The organism is Streptomyces sp. NPDC030893 (assembly GCF_055571535.1).
Map to the genome: position 1 here is coordinate 67,201 of NZ_JBVIFC010000022.1, position 20,242 is coordinate 87,442.

Consider the following 20,242-nt stretch of genomic DNA (forward strand, 5'->3'; position numbering starts at 1 on the left):
GTGGGCGACAACCAGCAGACCATCACCGAGGACCAGTGGCGCAAGACCAAGCTGATCTGGGACTACCACCTCATGGGCCACCAGCTGCGGCCCGCCGACGTGGCGATCGGCCTGGGCAGCCACGACCTCGGCGTCGCCGCAGCCTCCGCCGACCTCTATCACCGCGGCCTATTCCCGACGCTGGTGTTCACCGGCGGCAACAGCCCTACCACCCAAACCCGCTTCCCCCGAGGCGAGGCCGTCCACTTCCGCGAGCACGCTCTCGAACTCGGCGTCCCCGACGAGGCGATCCTCGTCGAGCCGAACGCCGCGAACACCGGCCAGAACATCACCCTCACCCGCGACCTGCTGGCCGCGGCCGGCATCGTCCCGGCCACGGTGATGCTGGTCTCCAAGCCCTATATGGAGAGGCGATCCTTCGCCACCGCCCGCAAACTGTGGCCCGACGTCGAGATCGTGTGCGCGTCGGAACCGCTGGAGCTGGACGACTACTTCAAGAGCATCGGCGATGAGAAGCTCGTGGTGGACATGCTCGTCGGCGATCTCCAGCGGGTGATCGAGTACCCGAAGCAGGGCTTCGCCATCGCCCAGGATGTCCCGGAGGACGTGCATGCCGCATACGAATCCCTCATCCGCGTCGGCTTCACCAGTCGCCTCATCTCCTGACCGACGGGAAGGCGGGCTGTGTGCAGCGCATCAGCCCAGCCTGTTCCCGAGGCTGGCCACCCTGGCCAAGCTGTTCGCAGCAGACACCTGGATCGTCCTCGACGACGTCCAGTTCACCCGCCGCGACTACCAGCACCGCACCCGCCTGGCGGCCTTGGACGCTTCTGATCGAGTTCGGTGGCTGTCCATCCCCACCCACCTGCCCCAGGGCCGCCAGACCCTCATCCAGGACGCCTTGGTCGCCGACCCCACCTCGGCCCGGCGACGGACTGAGGCGATGATCCAGCAGGAATACCGGACCAGCCCTCACTGGCCCACCCTCCGGCAGACTCTGGAGCCGGTCTGGGACGCATTCGCCACCGGCCGGACCGCGGCCGTCGCCGAGACATCCACCCGCGTTTTGCTGGACCTCCTCGGCTGGGGCGGAAGCATCCTGACCGCGAGCGGTCTGCCCGCCCGGCCCGAGCGATCGGAGCGGCTCGCCGACCTCACCACGGCAGCCGGCGCCGACACGTATCTGTGTGGGACCGGCGGGATGACGTATCTCGACCCGGCCCCGTTCATCACCCGCAGCATCACCGTCGTCCCGTTCCTGCTTCCCACCACCGGGATCTGGGCCTCCGCCCGTCGCATCACCGCACTGTGGGCCCTGGCCCACCTCGGCCCCGACACCATCACCGCTCGGCTTCAGGCCCTCACCGGCAGCCGGGACTCACTCGGAGCCGCGGCCTGAGCACGTATCGGTGTACTACCCCTTCTCGAGGGGGAAGTACGGACGAACGTGCTCAGCGGCTCGCGTAATCGTTGACGCGGAGGCCCAACGTGACTTGCTCACGGAGGAGGACAGCCGCCGGCTGACAGTGGTTGATGATCCTGTCCTCCAGCCGGGCCGTGAGTGGTGGCGTCCCACCGCGTTCGAGCGGAACAACGGGCACACCGCGACCTACGCCGTCTCCGAGGTCATGGTGCGCCCGCAGTGGCGGAAACAGGGCATCTCGGAGCGGCTCCACGAAGCCCTGCTGAAGAAACGCAGCGAAGATTTCGCGGTGCTCCTGGTCGACGTGACGCACCCGAAGGCGCAGGACCTGTACGAGACGTGTGGCTACGAAAAGGCGGGCGAGCAGCACCCTGTCGCTTACGCCCCCGTGTACGCGGTCAAGGTGAAGAGGTTGCACCCTGAGCACTGGCCGTCGCCGCAATGCGCGTGACGCCCGCCGACCCCTCACGCTCCTCCACCTCGCCTGAGCACGAAGTGGACGTCACCTGACCACGTCGAAGCCCTGAGGGCTGTCGTAGAACGAATTCAGGATCCGATCCTGGTCGGGCAGGCTGTCTCGCGAGGGAATCGGGCGGAACGGAGCTTCAGCCTTCGTGAGTTGATTTCCGGGTCCGGCGTATGCGTTCCCGGCGTTCTCTCAGGCAGGGAACGAGAAGTGACGTCGTCTCAGATGGTCGGGGTGTCGTCAACGACCGGCTTGTGAATCTCGACGACCGGCTTCCAGCCCGTGGAGAACTCGATGAAGTCCGCGCGGGTGGGGTAGGTGTCGATCGCGCGACGGTCACGCTTGGGGCTGTCGCTCGCCTTGCGCCCCCGGGGAATCTGCTCCTCGTAGATGTCGACCTTCACGTCGGGAACCTCCTTGAGGCCCTGGCGCCAGATCTGCACGACGTCGGCGCCGAACGCCTGCCGGGCCGCAGCGTAAAGGGCCGTGAGGGACCCCTTGTCCCCACCGGGGACGAAAAGTGCCAGGTCCAGCACGACACCGGCGGACTGGAGGACCTCGATGGTCGCCGAGCCGTTCTCGTCGGCCAAGTAGATTCCGGCTTCATTCTCGTCGTCGGGAAGGCAGGAGACCTCTTCCTGGAATACGGTTCTCGCCGTGATCGAGCCGCCCTCGAAATTCTCACCGGACTTGGTCAGAAAAGCAGGGACATAGCAGTCGGGAAGTTTGAGTTCTGCCGTGTCGGCGGAAACGAAGATCCTGTCCTTCACGCTGAGCTTCGTCACCTCTTCCAGTGAGAGGCGGCGAGCGGCGATCTTCTCCGTGTTCACGATTTCCCTTTCAGGTTGCACTGTCCCTCCGAGTAAGGACGCTATCACGAAACCCTGAGGTCAACTGCCCAGTATTCTTTGGGCACATGGCCTCTGATGACCTGCGCGGGGGATATTGAAGCGAGTGCCACTCGGCCGGGAACATGTATCCGCCAGATGGTACCCCTCGTCACGGTGTCGGGGATCAACTGGCGCTTGCATTTCGGTGCGTTGGGTGGCACGAAGGAACCAAAAGAATTTACGGCAGATATCGCCCATATCCCCTTCGGGGAGGTCGCGGGGAGGTGGAGGTGGCGGAGAGGTGGCGGTGACGTAAGGCGATCCATTCGTCGTGCATTCACCAACACGCCCACCGCCGACGCGTGCGCATGGCCGGCGCGGCGGCGAACGCCCCCGTCATCCGGGCGCTCGGCACGCTCGCCAGCCTCCCGCACCACCAGGTGGTGCTGGGTCATGACATCCAGGTCGCGCCGACCTCCTCGCCGAACTCGTGAGGCCAGCCTGCGAACCGAGCCACTACCGGCGCTCCTTGAACGAGCCGCTCCACCGCAGGTTGCCGCCCACCCCGGCCGCAGGACGACCGTGACGTGCTGAGGCTGCGGTCACGGCTGCGGTCACCGCAACCCGCTGGACGAATCCGGTCCGAACCGGGAAATCTTCCGCACGGCGACTATCCGGAGTGCGTACGCTACGAGTGTTTTGCCGCCTTTGCAGGAAGAGTTGACCGGATGAGCGACACCCCGTCCGTGCCCGGACCGCGCCGGGACCTGGCGATGCACAACGACTGGTGGGCTTCGGGCTGGGAACACGTCCTGCCCCGCCAGGGCCTCCCGCTGACCATGCTGATCGGGACCGCGAGCCAACCCGGCTTCACCGGCTCTCTGGACGACCTCCTGCACGAGATCTTCGAAGGCCACTGGCGCATGCTCGACGGCGGTCTCGACGGCGCGCTCACGTTCTCGTGGCCCGACGAGGAAGGGGACCACGAGGAGGCGCCGGAAGGGCGCGAAGCGAACGAGGCGAACCGCTGGGAGACGTTCGGCGCCTTGCTCACGGCCGCCGGCTATCCGGTGCCCAAGACCGTGCGGGACCTGTCCGAGCTCTACCTGACGTGGGGCCTGGCGAGCCGCGAGGAGACACCGGGCGGCACCCGGTGGTCGATGCCCGCCGCGCTCCCGCTGCCCGGCGATCTGCTGCCCCTGGACGCCGACCTCACCGAGCGGCTCGACCGGATCCGCTGGACGATGCGCACCGGCCCGCTCGTCGACGGGCTCATCGACCACCTGGTCGACGATCTCGGCGAACCGCAGGAGATCCTCACCTCCCTGGACCGACTGGCGGCCGCCACCGGCCAGGATGCCGACGACGTACGCCTCGCCCTCACCGAACTCGTGGAGTCCGGGGACGCCCGGCTGCGCCGCGGCCAGGAACCGGCCGACGCGGAACGCCTGGAGGCACACCAGCGTTTCCGCCTGGTCATGGACTGGGACCACCTCCACGAGACCCGGATGCAGTTGGGCATCGAGGGCGCCGACACATGACGCGGAGCCTGCCGGGCACGGTGGGAAGGCGGGACACGCGCCTGATCGTCGTCCGCGGCGACAGCGCCTCGGGCAAGTCGTCCGTCGCGGCCGGCCTGCGCGAGAAGTCCGGCCGCGACCGGCTCCGTGCGTCGGCCTGGCGGCCGTGGCAGGCCGGCGGACGGGGTGAGGGTCACGCAGGGGCGCCGAGCGGCGGGTGCTCCAGCACGCGGGGCTTGTACTCGACCAGCTGGATGCGGCCGTCGAAGGTGCGGTGCTCGGTCATCTCGAGGGCGACGTCCGGATAGCCGTCGTAGATACGTTCCTGGCCCGTGGCCCCGGTGATCACCGGGAACATCACGACCCGGAAGCGGTCGACGAGTCCGGCGCGCAGCAGGGACCGGCACAGGCTGAGGCTGCCGATCGTGCTGAGGAGCCCCGAGCCGCTCGACTTCATGGCACGGACCGCCTCGACGGCGTCGTCGCGGACGAGCGTGGAGTTGGCCCACGTCAGCGGCTCCTCGAGGGAGGAGGAGAACACCACCTTGGACGCTCGCGTGAGCTCGTCGACGGACTCCTCCTCCTCGGGCCTGAACTCGTCCTGGCCACTCGGGACCTCGCCCGCGGCGAAGCCCGACATCAGGCGGTAGGTGTTCGCCCCCATCAGGTACGTGACCTCGGGCTGCTCACCGAGCCACGCGAGGTACTCCGGTCCCTCGAGGCCCCAGAACCCGGGCCATCCCTCTCCCGATGCGTAGCCGTCGAGGGTACTGATGAAATCGACGAGAAGCTCCGACATGGCGGTGTCCTTTCCTGGGCTGTCACGAGCTTGGACCGGCCGGGAACCACGAACTCATCGGCCACGCTGTGGAGCACCGAGCAAAGCCCCTCCGGTGACCTCCTGCACCATCACAACCCGAACTGCTGCACCCCGCAGAGAAACCGCCCGCACCCCCGGGCCGTTGACCAGGTGACGCCGCTCGTCCTCGCGGGCCAGCGGCGGATGTCGGGAACACATCGGGAGGGGAGCGGGATGACGCAGGCCGTGGTGGGTGAGCAGGGCGAGCGGGTGCCGGGGCGCTGGTGGACGGTGCGCCTGGATGCCGTCGGGCAGGGCAGTACGACCGTACGCGTCACATGCAGCCGCCCCGCCTGTGCCGAACAGCGTCTGCCGTCCGCGGCGGCGGGCCGGGCGGCCGCGGTCGCCCACCTCAAGGCCCACCTGCGCGCGGTCCCCGCCCCCAGGGCGGAGGCGTACTGCGCGTGCCGGGCCGAGGGCTGCCACACCCATCTGCCCGACACCGGCCGCCCCGTCCGTGCCGAGCCCTGGCGGTGCGGCGGCCCGGTCGTCCTCGCGGTCCTCACCGACCGGGCGGGACGCTGGTGGCAGGCCATGGAGTGCTGCTCGCGGTGCGCGGCCGCCACCCCCGGAGCGAGGACCGTGGCCACTTCCCGTACGCCCTCCCCGCGGACGACCGAACGCCCGCCTCCCGCAGCCGTGGGTACGGGTGTGGGCGCACCGCAGTTCTCCGACCACCAGGCCCCCACCGGGACCGGGACGAGGCCCGTCCCGACACCCCGCTCCGTACCCGCACGGCGCCGGCCACGGCAGGCGAGGATCGCCCAGCGGATCGTCCCGCTCGACCTGCGGCCCGACACCCTGCGCGACGAACTGGCCGAACTCGGCGACCTCTTCCGCGCCTACCAGCGGCGCGAGCAGCCCGACCTGGCGCTCCTCGCCGACCTCCAGGAACGCAAGGCCCGCGCCTTCACCACCTGGGCGGCCGTCACCGGCGACGACACCCTGCGGGAGGAGGCCGAGCGTGCCGAGCAGGCTGCCGCCACCATCCGCTTCCAGCACCGGCAGCGCACCGGCGCCGTCATCGAGGGCGACGGGCCGGCGGTGACGCGGCTGCTGACCGTACCGACGCAGTGGGAGTACGCACGCTCCGTCCTCGCGTACGTGGCCGACCACGCCCCGCTGCCCGGGCCGGAGGCGCGGCTGCTGGTGCTGATGCTGACCCTGCGCACCGCGCACTCCGGCAGCGGCAACCTCGTCGGCCAGGACGTCAACGCGCTGGGCCTGACCGATCCGCAGGACCTGGTCGAGCAGCTGACCGGCTGCGGCTGGCTGTCCCTCCCCGGCACCGTCGGCGACCTGCTCGCCTCCCGGCCGGAGAACCCCACACCGATCACCGTTCCCTCCCTGGTGCCCCCGGAGGGCGGGACGGGTCCGTTCACGTTCGGCAGGAAGACGCGGCCCAGGCTCTCCGGCTGGGCGCAGAGGGTCGTCTCGGACAAGAAGCTCCGCAAGACGAAGGCCACCGCCGCCACCCGGCTGCTCGCCCTCACCCTGGCCACCCACATCGACGCCTCGGGCCGCCTCGGCCCCGACGGCGAGGGCATCGCCCTCCACGCGCTCACCACTCGGGTCCCGGTCGACTCCGAGGAACTGCCTCACCTGATCGACCGGCTGACCGCAGCCGACTGGCTCACCGACCCCGCCCTCACCGACACCCACCTCACCGCCACACTGACCGAACGCGTCCTGCCCCTCACCTGCCCTCTGGCCGAGCCGCGCCCTTGAGACGCACGGCTCGCACGTCAGTGGGCGCCGCCGCCTCCGCCGTCGCGAAGAAGCCGGCCTCGACGTTGGGGCGGCCGTCCGGCGGCAGCAACGGTTACCGGCGTGCTGAGTAGCGGGCTGAATGCGCATGACTCGGTCCTGTCAGGGAATCGAGCCTTTGTCGGACCCGGAGCAGTTCAGCGAGGGGGGGCAAGTGGCGTGACGCGAGGTAGGAAAATCACGGTACTGGTACTGGCGGTGGTGGGGATTCTCACCACTCCTGTGGTGTGGCTGCTCGACAGCCCCGACACCGGCGATCTGGCCGGAGCCTCCATCCAGGCCGCTGCGGGCATTGTCGCCCTGGTCTGGACCCTCTTCCAAGGTGTGGGCGGCTCGTCGAATGACGTTGCGAGTCACACCGGTGAGGCACGGGCCACCAGCGGGGGTGCGGCGAACACGGGTGTCAGGCGCCCCGGGGGCCGGGGTGGCGGTTCCGCCGATGCGAGTCGTACCGGTACAGCCACGGCAAGCGACGGAGGGACCGCCAACAGCGGAATCTCCTACGACTGACGGCCCGCTCGGTCACAGCGGACCGGACGAGGGAGCTTTCCCGATGGGGCATGAGGAAGAGGACGGACGGTCTCCTGACGACCACCCGGCCGTCGCCGAGGTGACGGTCACCGACACGGGCGACGCGACCGCCTCATCCGCGGGTGCTGCCGTCACCGGCTACCAGGGCACGGCATCCGGAGGCCAGAACAGCACCCGAGCGCCCATCCGGGTCTCGCGGACAGGGAAGGCCACCGCCGCCTCAGGCGGCATCGCCAACACGGGATACATCGGCTCGCTGACCGTGCAGTCGGCTCCCCGGGAGCCCGCGCCTTGGCCGCATCAGGTGGGGGTGGTCCCGCCGACGGCCCGTGCGTTGCAACAGCGTGCGGCAGCTGACTCCTTGCGTCGGGGTTTCGAGGACCCCCGGACCACGGTCACCACTCAGGTGCTGACCGGCATGGGCGGGGTCGGCAAGACCCAGCTCGCTGCCGAGTACGCCCGCGCGGCATGGCAGGACACGCGTCCCGAGTATGGTCTCGACGTGCTGGTATGGGTGTCCGCCGGCAGCCGGCAGTCCATCGTCGAGGCGTACGCGCAAGCCGGCACGGAGTTGTGCCGGGCTGATCCGGTGGATCCCGAAGTGGCCGCCAGAGCCTTTCTGGCGTGGCTGGCGCCGAAGCCGAGGTCCAGGGTGTGCCGGTGGCTGGTTGTACTGGACGGCCTGGACGATCCCGAAGACCTGCGTGGGCTGCGACCGCCCGACCATCCCTCCGGCCGCACGGTGGTGACGACCCGGCGTCGGGACGCAGCACTCTCCGGAGGGGGGAGCCGTACCCTTGAGGTCGGGTTGTTCCGCGCCGAGGAAGCGCTCTGCTATCTGAAGGCGTCGCTGGCTGGATACGACCGGCATGAGTCGGATCAGCAACTGGGTTCGCTTGCAGAGGACTTGGGTCGACTGCCTCTGGCTATGGCCCAGGCGGTCGCCTACCTGGTCGATTCCGACGAGTCCGTGGCCGAGTACCGGCGGTTGCTCACCGACCGCTCCGTGACGCTCGCAGAGACCGCGCCGGACGTGCTGCCCGACGATCAGTCCCTGCCGCTGGCCGCCGCCTGGTCCCTCTCGGTGGAACGCTCCGACACGCTTCAACCGGCGGGTCTCGCCCGCCCCGTGCTGTACCTGGCCTCACTGCTCGACAGCACCGGTATCCCACAGACCGTTCTCACCAGCAAGCCGGCCCTTGAATATCTCAGCGCCCAGCGGGCACCGAGCGGTGCCCGGCCCGTACCGAGAGCCTCGGTCCTCGAGCAGGACGCCCTGCGGGCGCTTCGAGTTCTGCACCGGCTCAATCTCCTGGACCACGCACCGCGCGATCCCCACCTGGCAGTCCGAGTCCACCAACTCGTCCAGCGCGCCACCCGCGACACCCTCCGTCCGGACCAGCTGGCCCGCGCAGCCCGTGCCGCGGCCGATGCACTGACGGACGTATGGCCTGATATCGAGCGGGAGAGCGCGCCAGCGACCGCGTTGAGGGCGAACGCGGCGTCTCTGGCTTCGAGTGCCGAGGACGCGCTGTGCGGTTCGGCCGGCATCCACCCGATTCTCCTTCGCCTGGGCGACAGCCTGGGTCGATCCGGGCAGGTCGCCGCCGCTCTCGGCCACTGCCGACGCGTGACGGAGCGCGCGGTACGGGTCCTTGGCTCCGTCCATCCGGACACCCTCGGCATCCGTCATGCGCTTGCTTTCTGGCAGGGCCGTTTTGAGGGCGCGGTAGGTGCTGTCAGTGTCACCGAGGCCGTGCTCGCTGACCGGGTTCGCACCCTCGGCTGCGACCATCCCGACACTCTGGCCACCCGCGCCATTCTGGTCCGGTGGAAGGGGGAGTCGGGTGACACGGCGGGCGCGATTCAGGAAGCCGAGGCAGTGCTTGCTGCTCGCCTGCGAATTCTGGGCCCAGGGCATCCCGACACCTTGGAAACACGGTACGACCTTGCGCAGTGGCGTGGTGTGGCCGGAGACGCGGCCGGTTCGGTCACGGCCTACGCCGCCCTGGTGCCCGACCGGACCAGGGTGCTCGGTGAAGAGCATCCCGATGTCCTGGCCACCCGAAGCAACCTGGCCTTCTGGCAGGGGACGGCGGGTGACCCGAGCGGTGCTGCCGACGCCTTCGCCGCTCTGCTCGCAGATTACCTGCGGATACTCGGGCCCCGGCACCCGCACACCCTGGCCATCCGGCACAATCACGCCCGCTGGCGGGGTGCGGCAGGCGACCCTGCCGGCGCCGCCGATGCCTTCGCCGGTCTCCTGTCGGACCGGCTGGAGATTTTCGGTGCCGACAACCCGGACAATCTCACCACCCGGAACAATCTGGCCTACTGGCGAGGCGCAGCGGGGGACATCGAGGCTGCGGCAGTCGAGACAGAAGCGCTCCTTCTCGACTATCTGAGAGTGGTCGGCCCCGACCATCCCGACACGCTCACCACACGTCACAACCTCGCCCGTTGGCAAGGCGAACTGGGCGACCCCCAGGGTGCGGTGACCGCTTACGAAACCCTCCTGCGGGACCGGGTCCGGGTACAGGGCCCAGAGCATCCGGCAACGCTTCTCACCCGGCGTAACCTGGCCCGGTGGCAGGGCGAAGCGGGAGATCCTGTCGCCGCGGCGACAGCTCTCACCGCCGTCCTCGCCGACCAGGTACGGGTGCTGGGTGCCGGTCATCCGGACATTGGCACCACCCACGAGTACTTGGCCTACTGGACGGACCGGGGGCGCCTGGTCAACGGCGGACCTGATGACCAAGGAGACGCAGACGCGAGGGACGACTGACCCCGCCGTTGCCTCTGAGCTCGCTGAGCAGTCGGCCCAGGTGCCGTCGAGTACGGCGACGTGGACACCCCGGAGGAATGACGTCGGTACCTGCACGTACAGCATCGGCCGCCGTCAGCCGGTGATCCTCACCCTGTGGTCGGAGCGGGGGCCGGCCTCATTCGCGCGGCAGACGGTCAGGCCGGGGCGATGAGGACGCCGGGAAGGTCACCGGCCTTCACGGCGCCCTGGTCGATGGTCACGCCCGTGCAGGCCCCCACGGCGGTGGACACCAGCTCGGGCAGGCGTTCGCCATGCTCCTCGACGTATGCGACGACTTCGGCCTCACCGGCCTCAGTCATCGACGGGAACACCGCGCCCGTCGCGCTGAGGGCGGCATCGGTCTCCACACCCTCGCAGGGAAGCATTGACTCGACCTCGCCCCGGTAGCCGGTCGCCCCGGTAGCCCGGTCGCCATGCCCCAGTCCTCCAGCACGTACGTCCACTCACCGTACCTGCCGTACATCGCGCGGCTGAGGTGGGGCGAGGGCCGGCCCGACTGCCCGGCCGGTGCGCGCAGCTCCCTGCACGGGTGCGCACGGCCAGCTCGTCGAGGTCGGCGCCCAGGTTGATGAGGAACTCGTCTGTCTCCACGCCTCGGACCAGGGTCAGCGAGGTGCCGCCGAGCATGCCCGGCACCGCTGGGGAACGCGTGTGGTGGCGCGCGCCCATCCACGCGATGCCGTCACTCACACCGGGCAGGCTACGGCCTGGTACCAGGACACGTATCGAGTCGTGATCACCGGGTCGTACGGGTGACGTCCTGGACGCCGGTCGACCACCGAGAGCATGAAATGATCCTGGTTCATTGGGCGTTGATCCGAGGAGTCGCAGTGGCCGTCATCCACCACACCACGATGAGCCCCAGCAAGACGGAGCTGCTCGCCGAGTGGTTGCCGACCCAGCCCTGGTATCGGGGCGGACCGGAGGCGGACCTCGCGAAGGCCGGCGGCTTCCGTCTGGACGACCCGGAGGGGGAGGTCGGCATCGAGTTCATGATCGTCACCGATGCCTCGTCGGACGAGCCGGGCGCCTACCTGGTGCCGCTGACCTATCGCGGGGCTCCGCTCGACGGCATGGACGAGGCGCTGATCGGGACGTCCGAGCACGGCGTCCTCGGGACGCGCTGGGTCTACGACGGCGTTCACGACCCCGTGCTGGTGTCCTGCCTGACCGCGCTGCTCCGCGGCGAGACGGTCGCGCAGGCGCAGAACGAAAGCGATACCCCGGACCCGTCCGTACGGGTCCGCGTCGCCGACCTCGGAACCGCGGTCCCCATGGTCCACCGGGTGCTCCCTCATCCCGTGTCCGCCGACGTGTCCGGGACGGTCGTCGCGTCCTGGCAGCGTCCGGACGGGACGCACGCCGAGAGCGTCGTCGCCTCGGCCCAGGGTGCGTATTGAGGCGTGATCGATCGGCGGGATTCGGGGTGCCGGTAAGAACTCTGTCACCAGCCGCAAACGGCGGTGATCAGTCCTCGGACCTGGTGGGTTGGGGCAGTTCCGGCGTGCTCGTCGCCTCAGCCAGCGCGAGGCGACCGCCCTTCAACTCGGGCACGTAGTTGTAGATCGTGTTCCTGGAGACGCCGATGAGCTTCGCGATCGAGGTAACGGTGTTCTCCGGGTGGGCGAGAAGGTCGCGGGCATGGCGTACCTGCTCCTCCGCCATCGCCGGCGGGCGGCCGAGTCGGGCGCCGCGGGCGCGAGCGGCGTCCAGGCCCTCGTTGGTGCCCTGCACGATGAGTTCGCGGATGAACTCCGCCAGGGCCGCGAACACGTGGAACACCAGGCGTCCGCCGGGCGTCGTCGTGTCGAGCGCCTCGTGCAGCGAGGAGAAGCCGACGCCACGCTTGCGCAGGCCGAACACGATCGCGATGAGGTCCTGGATAGAACGGCCGAGCCTGTCCAGCGACGGGACGACGAGGGTGTCACCCTCGCGCAGGTAGTCGAGGGCCTTCCACAGTTCCTCGCGTTCGGCGTTCTTGCCGGACTTCTTGTCGGCGAAGATCCGGATGCACCCTGCTTCGGTGAGTGCGTGGATCTGCCGGTCGAGCAACTGCCCCTTGGTGGACACGCGTGCGTATCCCACGAGGCCGCCGGTTCGTACGGCCGGTACGGGGGCGAGGAGATCGGCGGTGTCGTCGTCCTGTGGTGGCTGCACCCGCCAGATCGTACAGAAAACGGTGCCCCTCATGTTCTTGAGCACATCGACTTTCTGACACCGTTTGATGGGCATGATCCGACGTCGATCCGGCCGCGCGCCGCCGCTTACTGATCTTGCTCAACAATCGGTTGATAGATCAACACCGGAAGTCCTGGGTGTGCTCGGTGTTCAGGACGTCAGCCGTTCGATGTGCCGTGACTCCAAGGGCCGGATCGCGAGCGGCAGTGGTGCGGAGTGCACGATGTGGAGGCGGGAGACCGCTCGGGTGAGGGCCACGTACAAGCGGTTCATGCCGCGGGGCTCGGCTTGGACGATGGCTGAGGGCTCGACCACCACGACGTGGTCGTACTCCAGTCCCTTGGCGGCGGAGGCCGGCACGACGGTGAGGCGGGCTCCAAGAGTGTCCGGTCCGGATGCCGGGATCCCGGCCGCGATGAGAGCGCGGTGGAGCTTCGGTGCTTCGGCGTCGGCTGCAATGACGCCGACGGAGCCTGCGTGCTCCAGCGCTGTGCTCACGGCTGCGACTGTCGCGGCGGTCGTGTCGTGGGTCGTCTCGATGCTCACCTCTCCGTCACGGCGCAGGGATCGGGCGGGTGGCACGTCCGCGTCGAGGTGGTGCAGCAGGCGGTTGGCGACTTCGGCGACGGCGCCAGGGACGCGGAATCCTGTGGTGAGCGGGGTGACGATGGCGTCTGGCTTCCCCAGGTGGGTGAGGAACTGCGGCCAGTCGCGTGCGGCCCAGGGGGTGGTGCCTTGGGCGAGGTCCCCGAGGACGGTGACGGATCCGAAGGATGAGCGGCGGGCGATGGCGCGGCATTGCATGGGGGACAGGTCCTGCGCTTCGTCGATCACGACATGCCCGTAACCGCCGGGTCGCTCGATCAGGCCGGCGAGTTCGTCGAGGAGGACGAGATCGGCCGCCGACCAGCGGGCCGACCTGGCGGAGCGCGGGGGCTTGGGCCACAGGAGGGTCTTCTGCTCGTCCGCGTCGAGGACGCCTTCGGCAGCGGCGGCCAAAGTGTCCGGATGGGTGAGCAGGTCGGCGAGGAGCTGCTCGGGTTGCACGGCGGGCCAGATGGCGTTGAGCAGGGTGGTGACCGGGCGTGCCCGGGAGATCTTTTGTGCCCAGGTATGGGTGCGGGGACCGCCGCGGCGCTCGGCCTGCTGCTGAACGGCGCGGACGATGCGGGTACGCACGCGTTCGCGCCCCACGGCATAGGGGATTTCCTCGGTGCGCACGTCCCCGACGATCTTCTCCAGTTCGCTGGCGGCTACACGCCAGCGGTAGGAACCGTCCGGCAGTACGAGCGGCTGCGCCGCCTCTGTGCTGACTCGCGCGTAGAGCGCGCGGCGCAGGACCTCTGCCATGCGGATGTCGTGCTTGACGATCGCCGCGGCGTCGCTGTCCTGCACCGAGACCGGGTGGCGGGCGATCTCGTCGTCGAGGGTGGACTGCCTCACGCCGGTCTCGCCGAGCGCGGGCAGGACTTGGGAGATGTAGGAGAGGAAAGCACGGTTGGGGCCAAGGATCAGCATTCCGCTGCGCTGGATGCGCTGCGGATAGGTGTAGAGGAGGTAGGCGGCGCGGTGCAGTCCGACCGCGGTCTTGCCCGTGCCCGGGGCGCCTTGGACGCAGAGGGACGTAGTGAGGTTCTCCCGTACGAGGTCGTCCTGCTCGGGCTGGATGGTGGCGGCGATATCGCGCATGGGACCGATGCGGGGGCGCTCGATCTCGCTGGCGACGATGCTGCTCTCCCGCGCCTCGCCCTCACTGAGGTGTTCGTCCTCCAGGCCGGTGAGGTCGGCCGAGTCGCCGCGGCTGGCAGGCGACCAGCCGAAGCGGCGCCGGACGGCGACGCCTTGAGGGTTGTGGGCGCTTGCCTGGTAGAAGGAGCGCGCCACCGGCGCGCGCCAGTCGACCACCAGCGGTGGGGCGGACGGATCGTGCGCGATGCGCACACGGCCAATGTGGTACTCCTGCCCTGCGTGGTCGCCGGCGGCCTGGGGGTTTCGGGCGAAGTCGAGACGTCCGAAGAACAGCGGGCCCTCGGGCAGCTCCCGAAGTTCCTTGGCCTGGCTGCGCAACTGGTAGCCGAGTACTTCGGCGTCGGCGCCGGATGCGGAGGCGTTCTCACCGACGACCACCTGCTCTTGCGCGCCGTCGATCATGGCCTTCAGCGCCGCTCGGCATGCGCCGTGGTAGGCGCGTTCCCGGGTCAGGGCGTCACTGAGTACGGAGTCGGAGTGTGGCATCCCCCAACAATAATGCAACCGAGTAACGTTTTTTACCTGGTTGCGATGTGAGGTCAGGCAAGGTGCGGCAGTCCAGCCCCGAGTTGCGCGAAGGCGGACTGAGCCACTGCCACGGCCTCGGGATAGAGCGCGTCCGCGCTGTGGCCTGCTGTGATTTGACGCCAGTTCTCCTGCGCAAGGATGCGCTGGACGGCGACGATCTGCCCGGCGGCCAGGTGCGCTTGGACGCCACCGCCGGTTTCGCCGCCAAGGACATCGGCAAGAGCGGCTTCGTCCCGTTCCACATGAGCGTGCAGGCGCGCCAACAGTGATGGTGTCCCGTGCAGCAGCCGGTGGAAGGCGAGCACCTCGGCGTCATCGTTCAGACCGGTCACCGGATCGCGCCGGGCGAGCCCGTCCAGGAAGTGGCGTCGCAGCGCCTCCAGCGCAGAGTGTCCGGCTGGGCGCTGTGCGACCACCCTGCCGGCCTCCCCCTCGTGGTCGGCCAGCCGGTGCAGAACCAGGTCCTCCTTGGCCGGGAAGTACCGGAAGAGCGTCGGCTTGGAGATGTCGACGGCCGCCGCGACATCAGCAACGGTCACCTGCTCGAAGCCCTTCTGCAGGAAGAGCCCGATAGCCGTATCCGACAACCGCTGATACATCTTCTGCTTCTTGCGCTCGCGTAGCCCGCCCACGTCGCTCATGCCAGAAAGCGTACGCAGCGACCAGCCGTACCCTGTCACGCCTGCTCGGCTTCGTCCTGCTCACGTTCCGGGAGGGTGTAGGCCGCGATCACGTTCGCGATGCCGTGCCGTCCTCGACGTCTGCTGAGGCGCGCGGGCCAGGTATGGTGGCCGCGGCGAGCTTCAAGCGGGCGTCCATGTCGAGGTTGACCTCACCGTACGGACGCACATGCGACCAGAACGGGGTCAGGCCGCGCCGGTCGGCGGAGGTGAGGAGGTCGGCCCACTCCGGTTCGCCGAGGATGTCCTGGAGCGTCAGGGTGTTCACGTAGACCAGGGCGGACTGGAGGATGCGCAGGCACAGCACGAACATCTCCTGCTCGTCGCGCCGGTTGGAGGCGATCTCCCCGCCCTTGCCGTACGCGATGACGGAGTTGGCGCCGTTGGAGGACTCCATCACGTTCAGGCCCTCCTCGATCTCTCGCTGCAGGTCACGCAGCCGCAGGTAGCGGGCCACGAAGATGGTCTTCTCGGCGCGGCCGACCTCCAGCATGGCCGCGTAGGTGGGGTGGGAGGCGTTGCGGGTGAAGCGGCGCAGGATCGCCTCGGTGGACGCGGTGCGGGTCCGGATCGCGGTGGCGTACTTGATCATCTGGTCGTACTGCTGGGCGATGAGTTCCAGCGGATCGGCCGGGTCAGCGCCGGGGTGAGCTGCGGGTAGGCATCCGGTTCGCCGGCCACCGGCCGGTGCAGCTTCACCTTGTTGATCCGCTTGATCCTGGGGAGCAGGTCGAAGTTCAGCAGCCTCGTGATCCCGAACCCGATCTCCGACTGGCCATGACTGTCGGTGTAGTTGGCCTCGACGTCCATCGTGGTGCCGTGCCGCATCGCACCCTCGACCATCGCGGCGACCTCGGAAGCGGTGCAGTTGATCAGCTGGGAGTGGATGGCCAGGGACTTCTTCTCCACGTGCCAGTAGATGAGCACCCCGCGGCCGCCGTAGCGCGAGTGCCACTCGGTGAACAGGTTCTGGTCGTAGGCGCACACGTGGGTGGAGTCGGAGGCGACCGCGGTCGAGCCCTGGCCCCACAGGTCGGTGCTGCGGGCGGCGAAGGTGGCGTTCGCGATGTTCACGGCGATGACGCGAGCGGCCTCCGCCGAGAGATAGCGGCGGCGGACGTAGCGCAGTTCGTCCTCGGTGTGGCCGTGGCCGCCGGAGGCGACGGCCTTGATCCCGGTGTTCGTGCCGTAGGCGTAGATGACCAGCAGCAGGCGTTCGGCCAGGACCTCCGCCGAGAGGCTGCCGCCGCCGGAGACGGAGGTGACCGCGTCCAGACAGCCGGTCCGCAGCACCGCTTCCTTGAGCATGTCGATCAGGGGCACTGTGCCCCACCGGCGCTGTACCTCGTTCTTGATCCTGCGCAGGTTGCGCGGCTCTGGCTGGGCCTCGGCCGGCGTGAGCCGGATCGCCCCGGACTTCCGCTCGGCGATGTCCAGCCAGCTCAAGCGCGGCATCCGGTCGTTCAGCAGGGTCAGCTCGGTGGTCATCTGCTCGCGCAGCTCGTCGACGAAGACGGCGGCATCCAGGGGCTTGCGCAGCTCGCGGTAGTTCTCCTCGCGCCGCTCGGCGAAGTCCTGGGGCAGGTCTTCATCGGGGTTGCGCCACTTGTCGGCGCCGACGACCCAGATCTCCTTGCACTTGAGCTGGTCGCGCAGAGCCTGGAAGGTGACGACCTCGTAGACCATGCGCACCACCCGGCGTCGGCCGCGCTTGTCGGTGCGGTGGACGACCTCGGCCCAGTCCCCGCCCATCGCCTTGTGTACCGGCACGGTCTCGCCCAGCGGGTAGTACGTGGTGTTGCCCGCCGCCGCGTACCGGGCCACCAGCGCCAGGGCCTCGATCACGGGCCGGTGGGTGTGGTTGCACGAGCGGAACTCCAGCACGTCCAGGAGCTTGATCAGCCCGCGCCGGTAGTGGTTGGTGTAGGACGCCTTCAAGGTGGTCTGCACCGTGCGTCGGTAGACCGGGCCGCGGGTCTTGAACTCGTGCACCAGTTCCCGCAGCGTCTGCTCCCCGCCGGACACGGCCGGGTAGACGACCTCGCGGACCGTGCCCTCCGGCTCGCCGATCGACGCCTCGGCGAGCTTGAAGAGGATGTTCTCCTTGCCCGACACCTTCTTGAACGCGTTGATCAGCTGTTCGGTGACCTTCTTCTCCGCCCGCGCCCCGATCCGGTGCACCGTGGAGATCAGCAGCTCCACCAGCGTGTCCGTGATCTCCCGCTCCCGCTCATGCAGCAGCGCGGCCAGCAGCGTCACCCGCAACGGCAGCGGGTGCGTGCGCAGATGGGAGGGCGACTCCACCGCGGCCCGCGCCCGCCATCCGGCCACCACCTTTGGCGCGACGTCCGTGAACAGATCCGGCGGAAGCCCGATAGCGCGGACCGCAAGCAGTTTGTCGATCTCGGTGAGCATCGTCTCCAGGCTGACGTTGCCCGGCGCTTCCTTGATCTTCCCCAGGACCGGCGGTCCGTCCTCGCCCTCGCCAGTCCCGGCGTCGCCGGGTTCGGCGTCGTCCTCCTGGTCGGCGCCGGCCCAGGGCCACGATCCGCTCGGTGCTCTCCACCGTGAGCCGCGCCGAGATCCGCGCCGTCAGAGTCTCCTCAGCAGCCCGCAGCGCCGCCCCCACGATCCGGTCACACCGCCTCGCCGTCGGCGGCTCGATGCACTCCGTACGGCAGCGGGCCAGCAGCTCCACCCGCACCTGCTCCGGCCGCCGCTCCTTGCACGCAACGTGCTGGGCGAGCCAGCCGGTCAGCTTCTCCGCGTCCGCGACACTATATTCACGGAAGTCCAGGTGCCCGCGGATCTGCGCACGGTGGTACTCGACCGTCCGACCGCTCCACTCGTACGCGTCCAGCTCGGACGCGGGCACCTGCACCTGCCGGGCGACGAACTCCACCGCCTCGCCCGGCAGCTCTGCCCGGCTCCGGGGAAACCGGCCGTACTGCGTGTAGAACTTCAGCAACACGGCGAAGCCCAGTCGCGTCGCACCGCGCTTGCCGGACGCGAGCTCCTGCTCGTCTTTCAACAGCGTCCAGTGCTCGACCAGGTCGTCCAGGTCCAAGGGGGTGCGGGCCACGGTCGCCGATCATCCTCTCGGGGCATCACCCCACGCAGCTGTACGACCCCGGACTCACCCGCGCGGGTGACACCCCCACAAGATCACCACCGTTTGCGGCTGGTGACAGCGTTCTTACCGGCACCCCGATTCGGCTTCGGCTTCGGCTTCGTCGTCGTGGCGGGGCCTGGACCGGCCCCGGGACGCGGGCAGGCAGGCGCGTCCTTCCTCGTGTCACGGCGTCATGGGTGTGAGGGGTCGGCCCCGTGGGCTGCGGCTCATGATCATGCAGGGTCCGGTCCTGGCGTCGTGGAGTGGTCGGCCGGTGCGGTCGGTGCGGCGAGCAGGTGGTCGGTGAGCCGGTGCAGCTCCGCGATGTGGGACTGGAGGGCGCGCCGTCCTTGGGGCGTGAGAGTGACCCAGGTGCGGACTCGTCCGCCGCGTCCGGTCGGTTTCGTGGTGGTGACGTAGCCGGCTTCCTGCAGTGTGCGCAGGTGCTTGCTGAGGACGGGGTCGGAGACCTCGAGCAGTTCGCGCAGCACCGAGAACTCGGTTTCCGAGGTGGGTGCGAGCGCGGCACAGATGCGCAGTCTGTTGGGCGCGTGGATGACCTCGTCGAACTTGGGTTCGGCGGTCATGCGGCGGTGTGCCCTTCGGCGATGTCCCGGCGGAGTGCGGTGTCGTACGCGATCCCGAGCAGTGCCGTCGCGAGGAGTGAGGCGACGGCGACGAGCGCGATGAGGGCGCCGCTGCTGATGAGCGCCGCTCCCCAGATGCCCGCCAGCGCGACCACGGTGCGCGCCGCCATCAGGAGCTGACTGCCTGGACCGCGCGGGCCGGCGACGGTGATGCCCGTGGTGCGGCGGGCGAGCGCCACGAGCACCGCGGCGCCGACGACGAGAGCGGCGAACGAGGGGATCGTCCAGGCGCCGCCGAGCAGGCCGTTCACCAGCGCTTGCTGGGCGACGAGCACGCCGAGCCCGACGTGGAACCACGACGGCGAACCGGCGCGTTCGCTCACCCCGCTCCGGGCTCGGTGGATGGAGTCGAGTGCTGACCGTGGGTCGAGTGCATCACTTTCCATGTTGGAAAGCTACATGATGACTTGCCGACATGGCAACTCAAAGGCGGCTTGGACGCAGGGGGCGTCAGCCCGCGAGCCGAAGTGTCGGTGTCGGCGGTGCCTCGGGCAGAGGTGCGTCCTCGCCACCGTCGGGGTCGGGGTTGGGGTCGAACATCGTGCCCACCCTGGGGTCGGATCTGCGTGGCGGCCGCACCCCTGACTCGTATCGCAGGGGCCACAGGTACGTATCCGGGTCGGAGATGCTGTTGATCATGTGGGCTGCCGACTCGTAGCCGGCCAGCAACGGGTGAATACGCAGCGCTCCACGCTTCGTACGGCCCTCCAGGATGCCGACGTCCTTCAGTTCGCCGACGGCCCGGGACACGGCGGCCTGGCTGATTCCCAGCCGCTCGGACAGTTCCGCTTGGGTGATCCGGACCGCGCCGCCCGGGCTCTGCCGTGCGGTGAGGACGTCGAACACGTCGCGCGCCGTGCTTTTGAGCCTGGCGTTCGGGAGGTGCTCCCAGATTGCGGGGTTGTGGACCAGAGGTGCGCCTGTCATCGGTTCCTCTTCGTCTCAGGCAGGGGCGGCTGGATCGTCCGGGCTGTGAGGACGTCTGTGATCCTCGCGACCAGGGAGTGCTGTTTGCGACTTCCCCACCGGTGGTCATGTCCCCTGTCGTGGTGTAGGCGATCAGTCGTCTGACGTGGCGGGTAGGACGGTTGGGGCATCGAGGTAGAGGGCGTCCATGCTCTCGTT

General features: G+C 69.1%; 18 protein-coding genes and 1 pseudogene. 8 read left to right on the forward strand and 11 right to left on the reverse strand.

Features of this window, described 5'->3' with window-relative positions; translation table 11 throughout:
- The 3 genes from ACZ434_RS29935 (at position 1) to ACZ434_RS29945 (ending at position 1,874) form a co-directional block, all read left to right on the forward strand.
- Positions 1–666, forward strand: coding sequence for a YdcF family protein (locus tag ACZ434_RS29935; protein ID WP_468461324.1), 666 nt, complete (start codon positions 1–3; stop codon positions 664–666).
- The gene (locus ACZ434_RS29940; protein WP_468461326.1) at positions 611–1,399 is read left to right on the forward strand and encodes a WbqC family protein; all 789 of its coding nucleotides are present in this window, start codon (positions 611–613) and stop codon (positions 1,397–1,399) included. Before ACZ434_RS29935 ends, ACZ434_RS29940 begins: the two co-directional genes overlap by 56 nt.
- Before the next feature lie 94 nt (positions 1,400–1,493).
- A complete protein-coding gene (locus ACZ434_RS29945; RefSeq protein ID WP_468461328.1) occupies positions 1,494–1,874 on the forward strand; it encodes a GNAT family N-acetyltransferase in 381 nt (126 codons plus the stop codon).
- A gap of 236 nt (positions 1,875–2,110) precedes the next feature.
- Here ACZ434_RS29945 and ACZ434_RS29950 read toward each other — a convergent pair whose 3' ends face one another.
- Positions 2,111–2,719, reverse strand: a complete 609-nt coding sequence (locus ACZ434_RS29950; RefSeq protein ID WP_468461331.1) for a hypothetical protein — start codon at positions 2,717–2,719, stop codon at positions 2,111–2,113.
- 362 nt (positions 2,720–3,081) lie between these two features.
- Between ACZ434_RS29950 and ACZ434_RS29955 the strand changes: the two genes are divergently transcribed.
- Both ACZ434_RS29955 and ACZ434_RS29960 read left to right on the forward strand, forming a co-directional pair.
- Positions 3,082–3,213 carry a hypothetical protein gene (locus tag ACZ434_RS29955; RefSeq protein WP_468461332.1) on the forward strand — a complete coding sequence of 44 codons (132 nt, stop codon included), beginning with the start codon at positions 3,082–3,084 and terminating at the stop codon, positions 3,211–3,213.
- Between the two features lie 234 nt (positions 3,214–3,447).
- Positions 3,448–4,260: a DUF6042 family protein gene (locus ACZ434_RS29960; RefSeq protein ID WP_468461334.1), complete on the forward strand. Its 813-nt coding sequence runs from the start codon at positions 3,448–3,450 to the stop codon at positions 4,258–4,260.
- 172 nt (positions 4,261–4,432) lie between these two features.
- On the opposite strand, the gene ACZ434_RS29965 is transcribed toward ACZ434_RS29960, so the two are convergent.
- Complete coding sequence (locus ACZ434_RS29965; RefSeq protein ID WP_468461336.1) at positions 4,433–5,038, reverse strand: dihydrofolate reductase family protein; 606 nt, start codon at positions 5,036–5,038, stop codon at positions 4,433–4,435.
- Between the two features lie 234 nt (positions 5,039–5,272).
- Here ACZ434_RS29965 and ACZ434_RS29970 point away from each other — a divergent pair, with 234 nt between their 5' ends.
- Both ACZ434_RS29970 and ACZ434_RS29975 read left to right on the forward strand, forming a co-directional pair.
- Positions 5,273–6,826, forward strand: a complete 1,554-nt coding sequence (locus ACZ434_RS29970; RefSeq protein WP_468461338.1) for a hypothetical protein — start codon at positions 5,273–5,275, stop codon at positions 6,824–6,826.
- 592 nt (positions 6,827–7,418) lie between these two features.
- The gene (locus tag ACZ434_RS29975) at positions 7,419–10,181 is read left to right on the forward strand and encodes a tetratricopeptide repeat protein (RefSeq protein ID WP_468461340.1); all 2,763 of its coding nucleotides are present in this window, start codon (positions 7,419–7,421) and stop codon (positions 10,179–10,181) included.
- Positions 10,182–10,357: 176 nt separating this feature from the next.
- On the opposite strand, the gene ACZ434_RS29980 is transcribed toward ACZ434_RS29975, so the two are convergent.
- Entirely contained in the window at positions 10,358–10,570 is a 213-nt protein-coding gene (locus tag ACZ434_RS29980; RefSeq protein WP_468461342.1) for a hypothetical protein, read from the reverse strand.
- 483 nt (positions 10,571–11,053) lie between these two features.
- On the opposite strand from ACZ434_RS29980, the gene ACZ434_RS29985 reads away from it, so the two are divergent.
- On the forward strand, positions 11,054–11,623 hold the full coding sequence (locus ACZ434_RS29985) for a maltokinase N-terminal cap-like domain-containing protein (RefSeq protein ID WP_468461344.1): 570 nt from the start codon (positions 11,054–11,056) through the stop codon (positions 11,621–11,623).
- Positions 11,624–11,690: 67 nt separating this feature from the next.
- Here the strand turns inward: ACZ434_RS29985 and ACZ434_RS29990 are convergent, their stop codons facing one another.
- From ACZ434_RS29990 to ACZ434_RS30025, 8 genes and pseudogenes are all read right to left on the reverse strand, one after another.
- Positions 11,691–12,380 (reverse strand): recombinase family protein, encoded by a 690-nt coding sequence (locus ACZ434_RS29990; RefSeq protein WP_468461346.1) that lies wholly within the window; start codon positions 12,378–12,380, stop codon positions 11,691–11,693.
- 171 nt (positions 12,381–12,551) lie between these two features.
- Positions 12,552–14,636, reverse strand: coding sequence for a HelD family protein (locus tag ACZ434_RS29995; protein WP_468461348.1), 2,085 nt, complete (start codon positions 14,634–14,636; stop codon positions 12,552–12,554).
- A 53-nt stretch (positions 14,637–14,689) separates the two neighbouring features.
- Complete coding sequence (locus ACZ434_RS30000; protein ID WP_468461350.1) at positions 14,690–15,319, reverse strand: TetR/AcrR family transcriptional regulator; 630 nt, start codon at positions 15,317–15,319, stop codon at positions 14,690–14,692.
- Positions 15,320–15,407: 88 nt separating this feature from the next.
- Positions 15,408–17,110 (reverse strand): annotated as a pseudogene (locus ACZ434_RS30005) (transposase).
- Positions 17,111–17,588: 478 nt separating this feature from the next.
- Positions 17,589–18,440: a DUF4158 domain-containing protein gene (locus ACZ434_RS30010; protein ID WP_468461352.1), complete on the reverse strand. Its 852-nt coding sequence runs from the start codon at positions 18,438–18,440 to the stop codon at positions 17,589–17,591.
- A 263-nt stretch (positions 18,441–18,703) separates the two neighbouring features.
- On the reverse strand, positions 18,704–19,057 hold the full coding sequence (locus tag ACZ434_RS30015) for a transcriptional regulator (protein ID WP_468461354.1): 354 nt from the start codon (positions 19,055–19,057) through the stop codon (positions 18,704–18,706).
- A complete protein-coding gene (locus ACZ434_RS30020; protein ID WP_468461356.1) occupies positions 19,054–19,503 on the reverse strand; it encodes a hypothetical protein in 450 nt (149 codons plus the stop codon). The genes ACZ434_RS30015 and ACZ434_RS30020 overlap by 4 nt, the downstream gene beginning before the upstream one ends.
- A 64-nt stretch (positions 19,504–19,567) precedes the next feature.
- Entirely contained in the window at positions 19,568–20,044 is a 477-nt protein-coding gene (locus tag ACZ434_RS30025) for a helix-turn-helix transcriptional regulator (RefSeq protein WP_468461358.1), read from the reverse strand.
- Between the last annotated feature and the right edge of the window lie 198 nt (positions 20,045–20,242).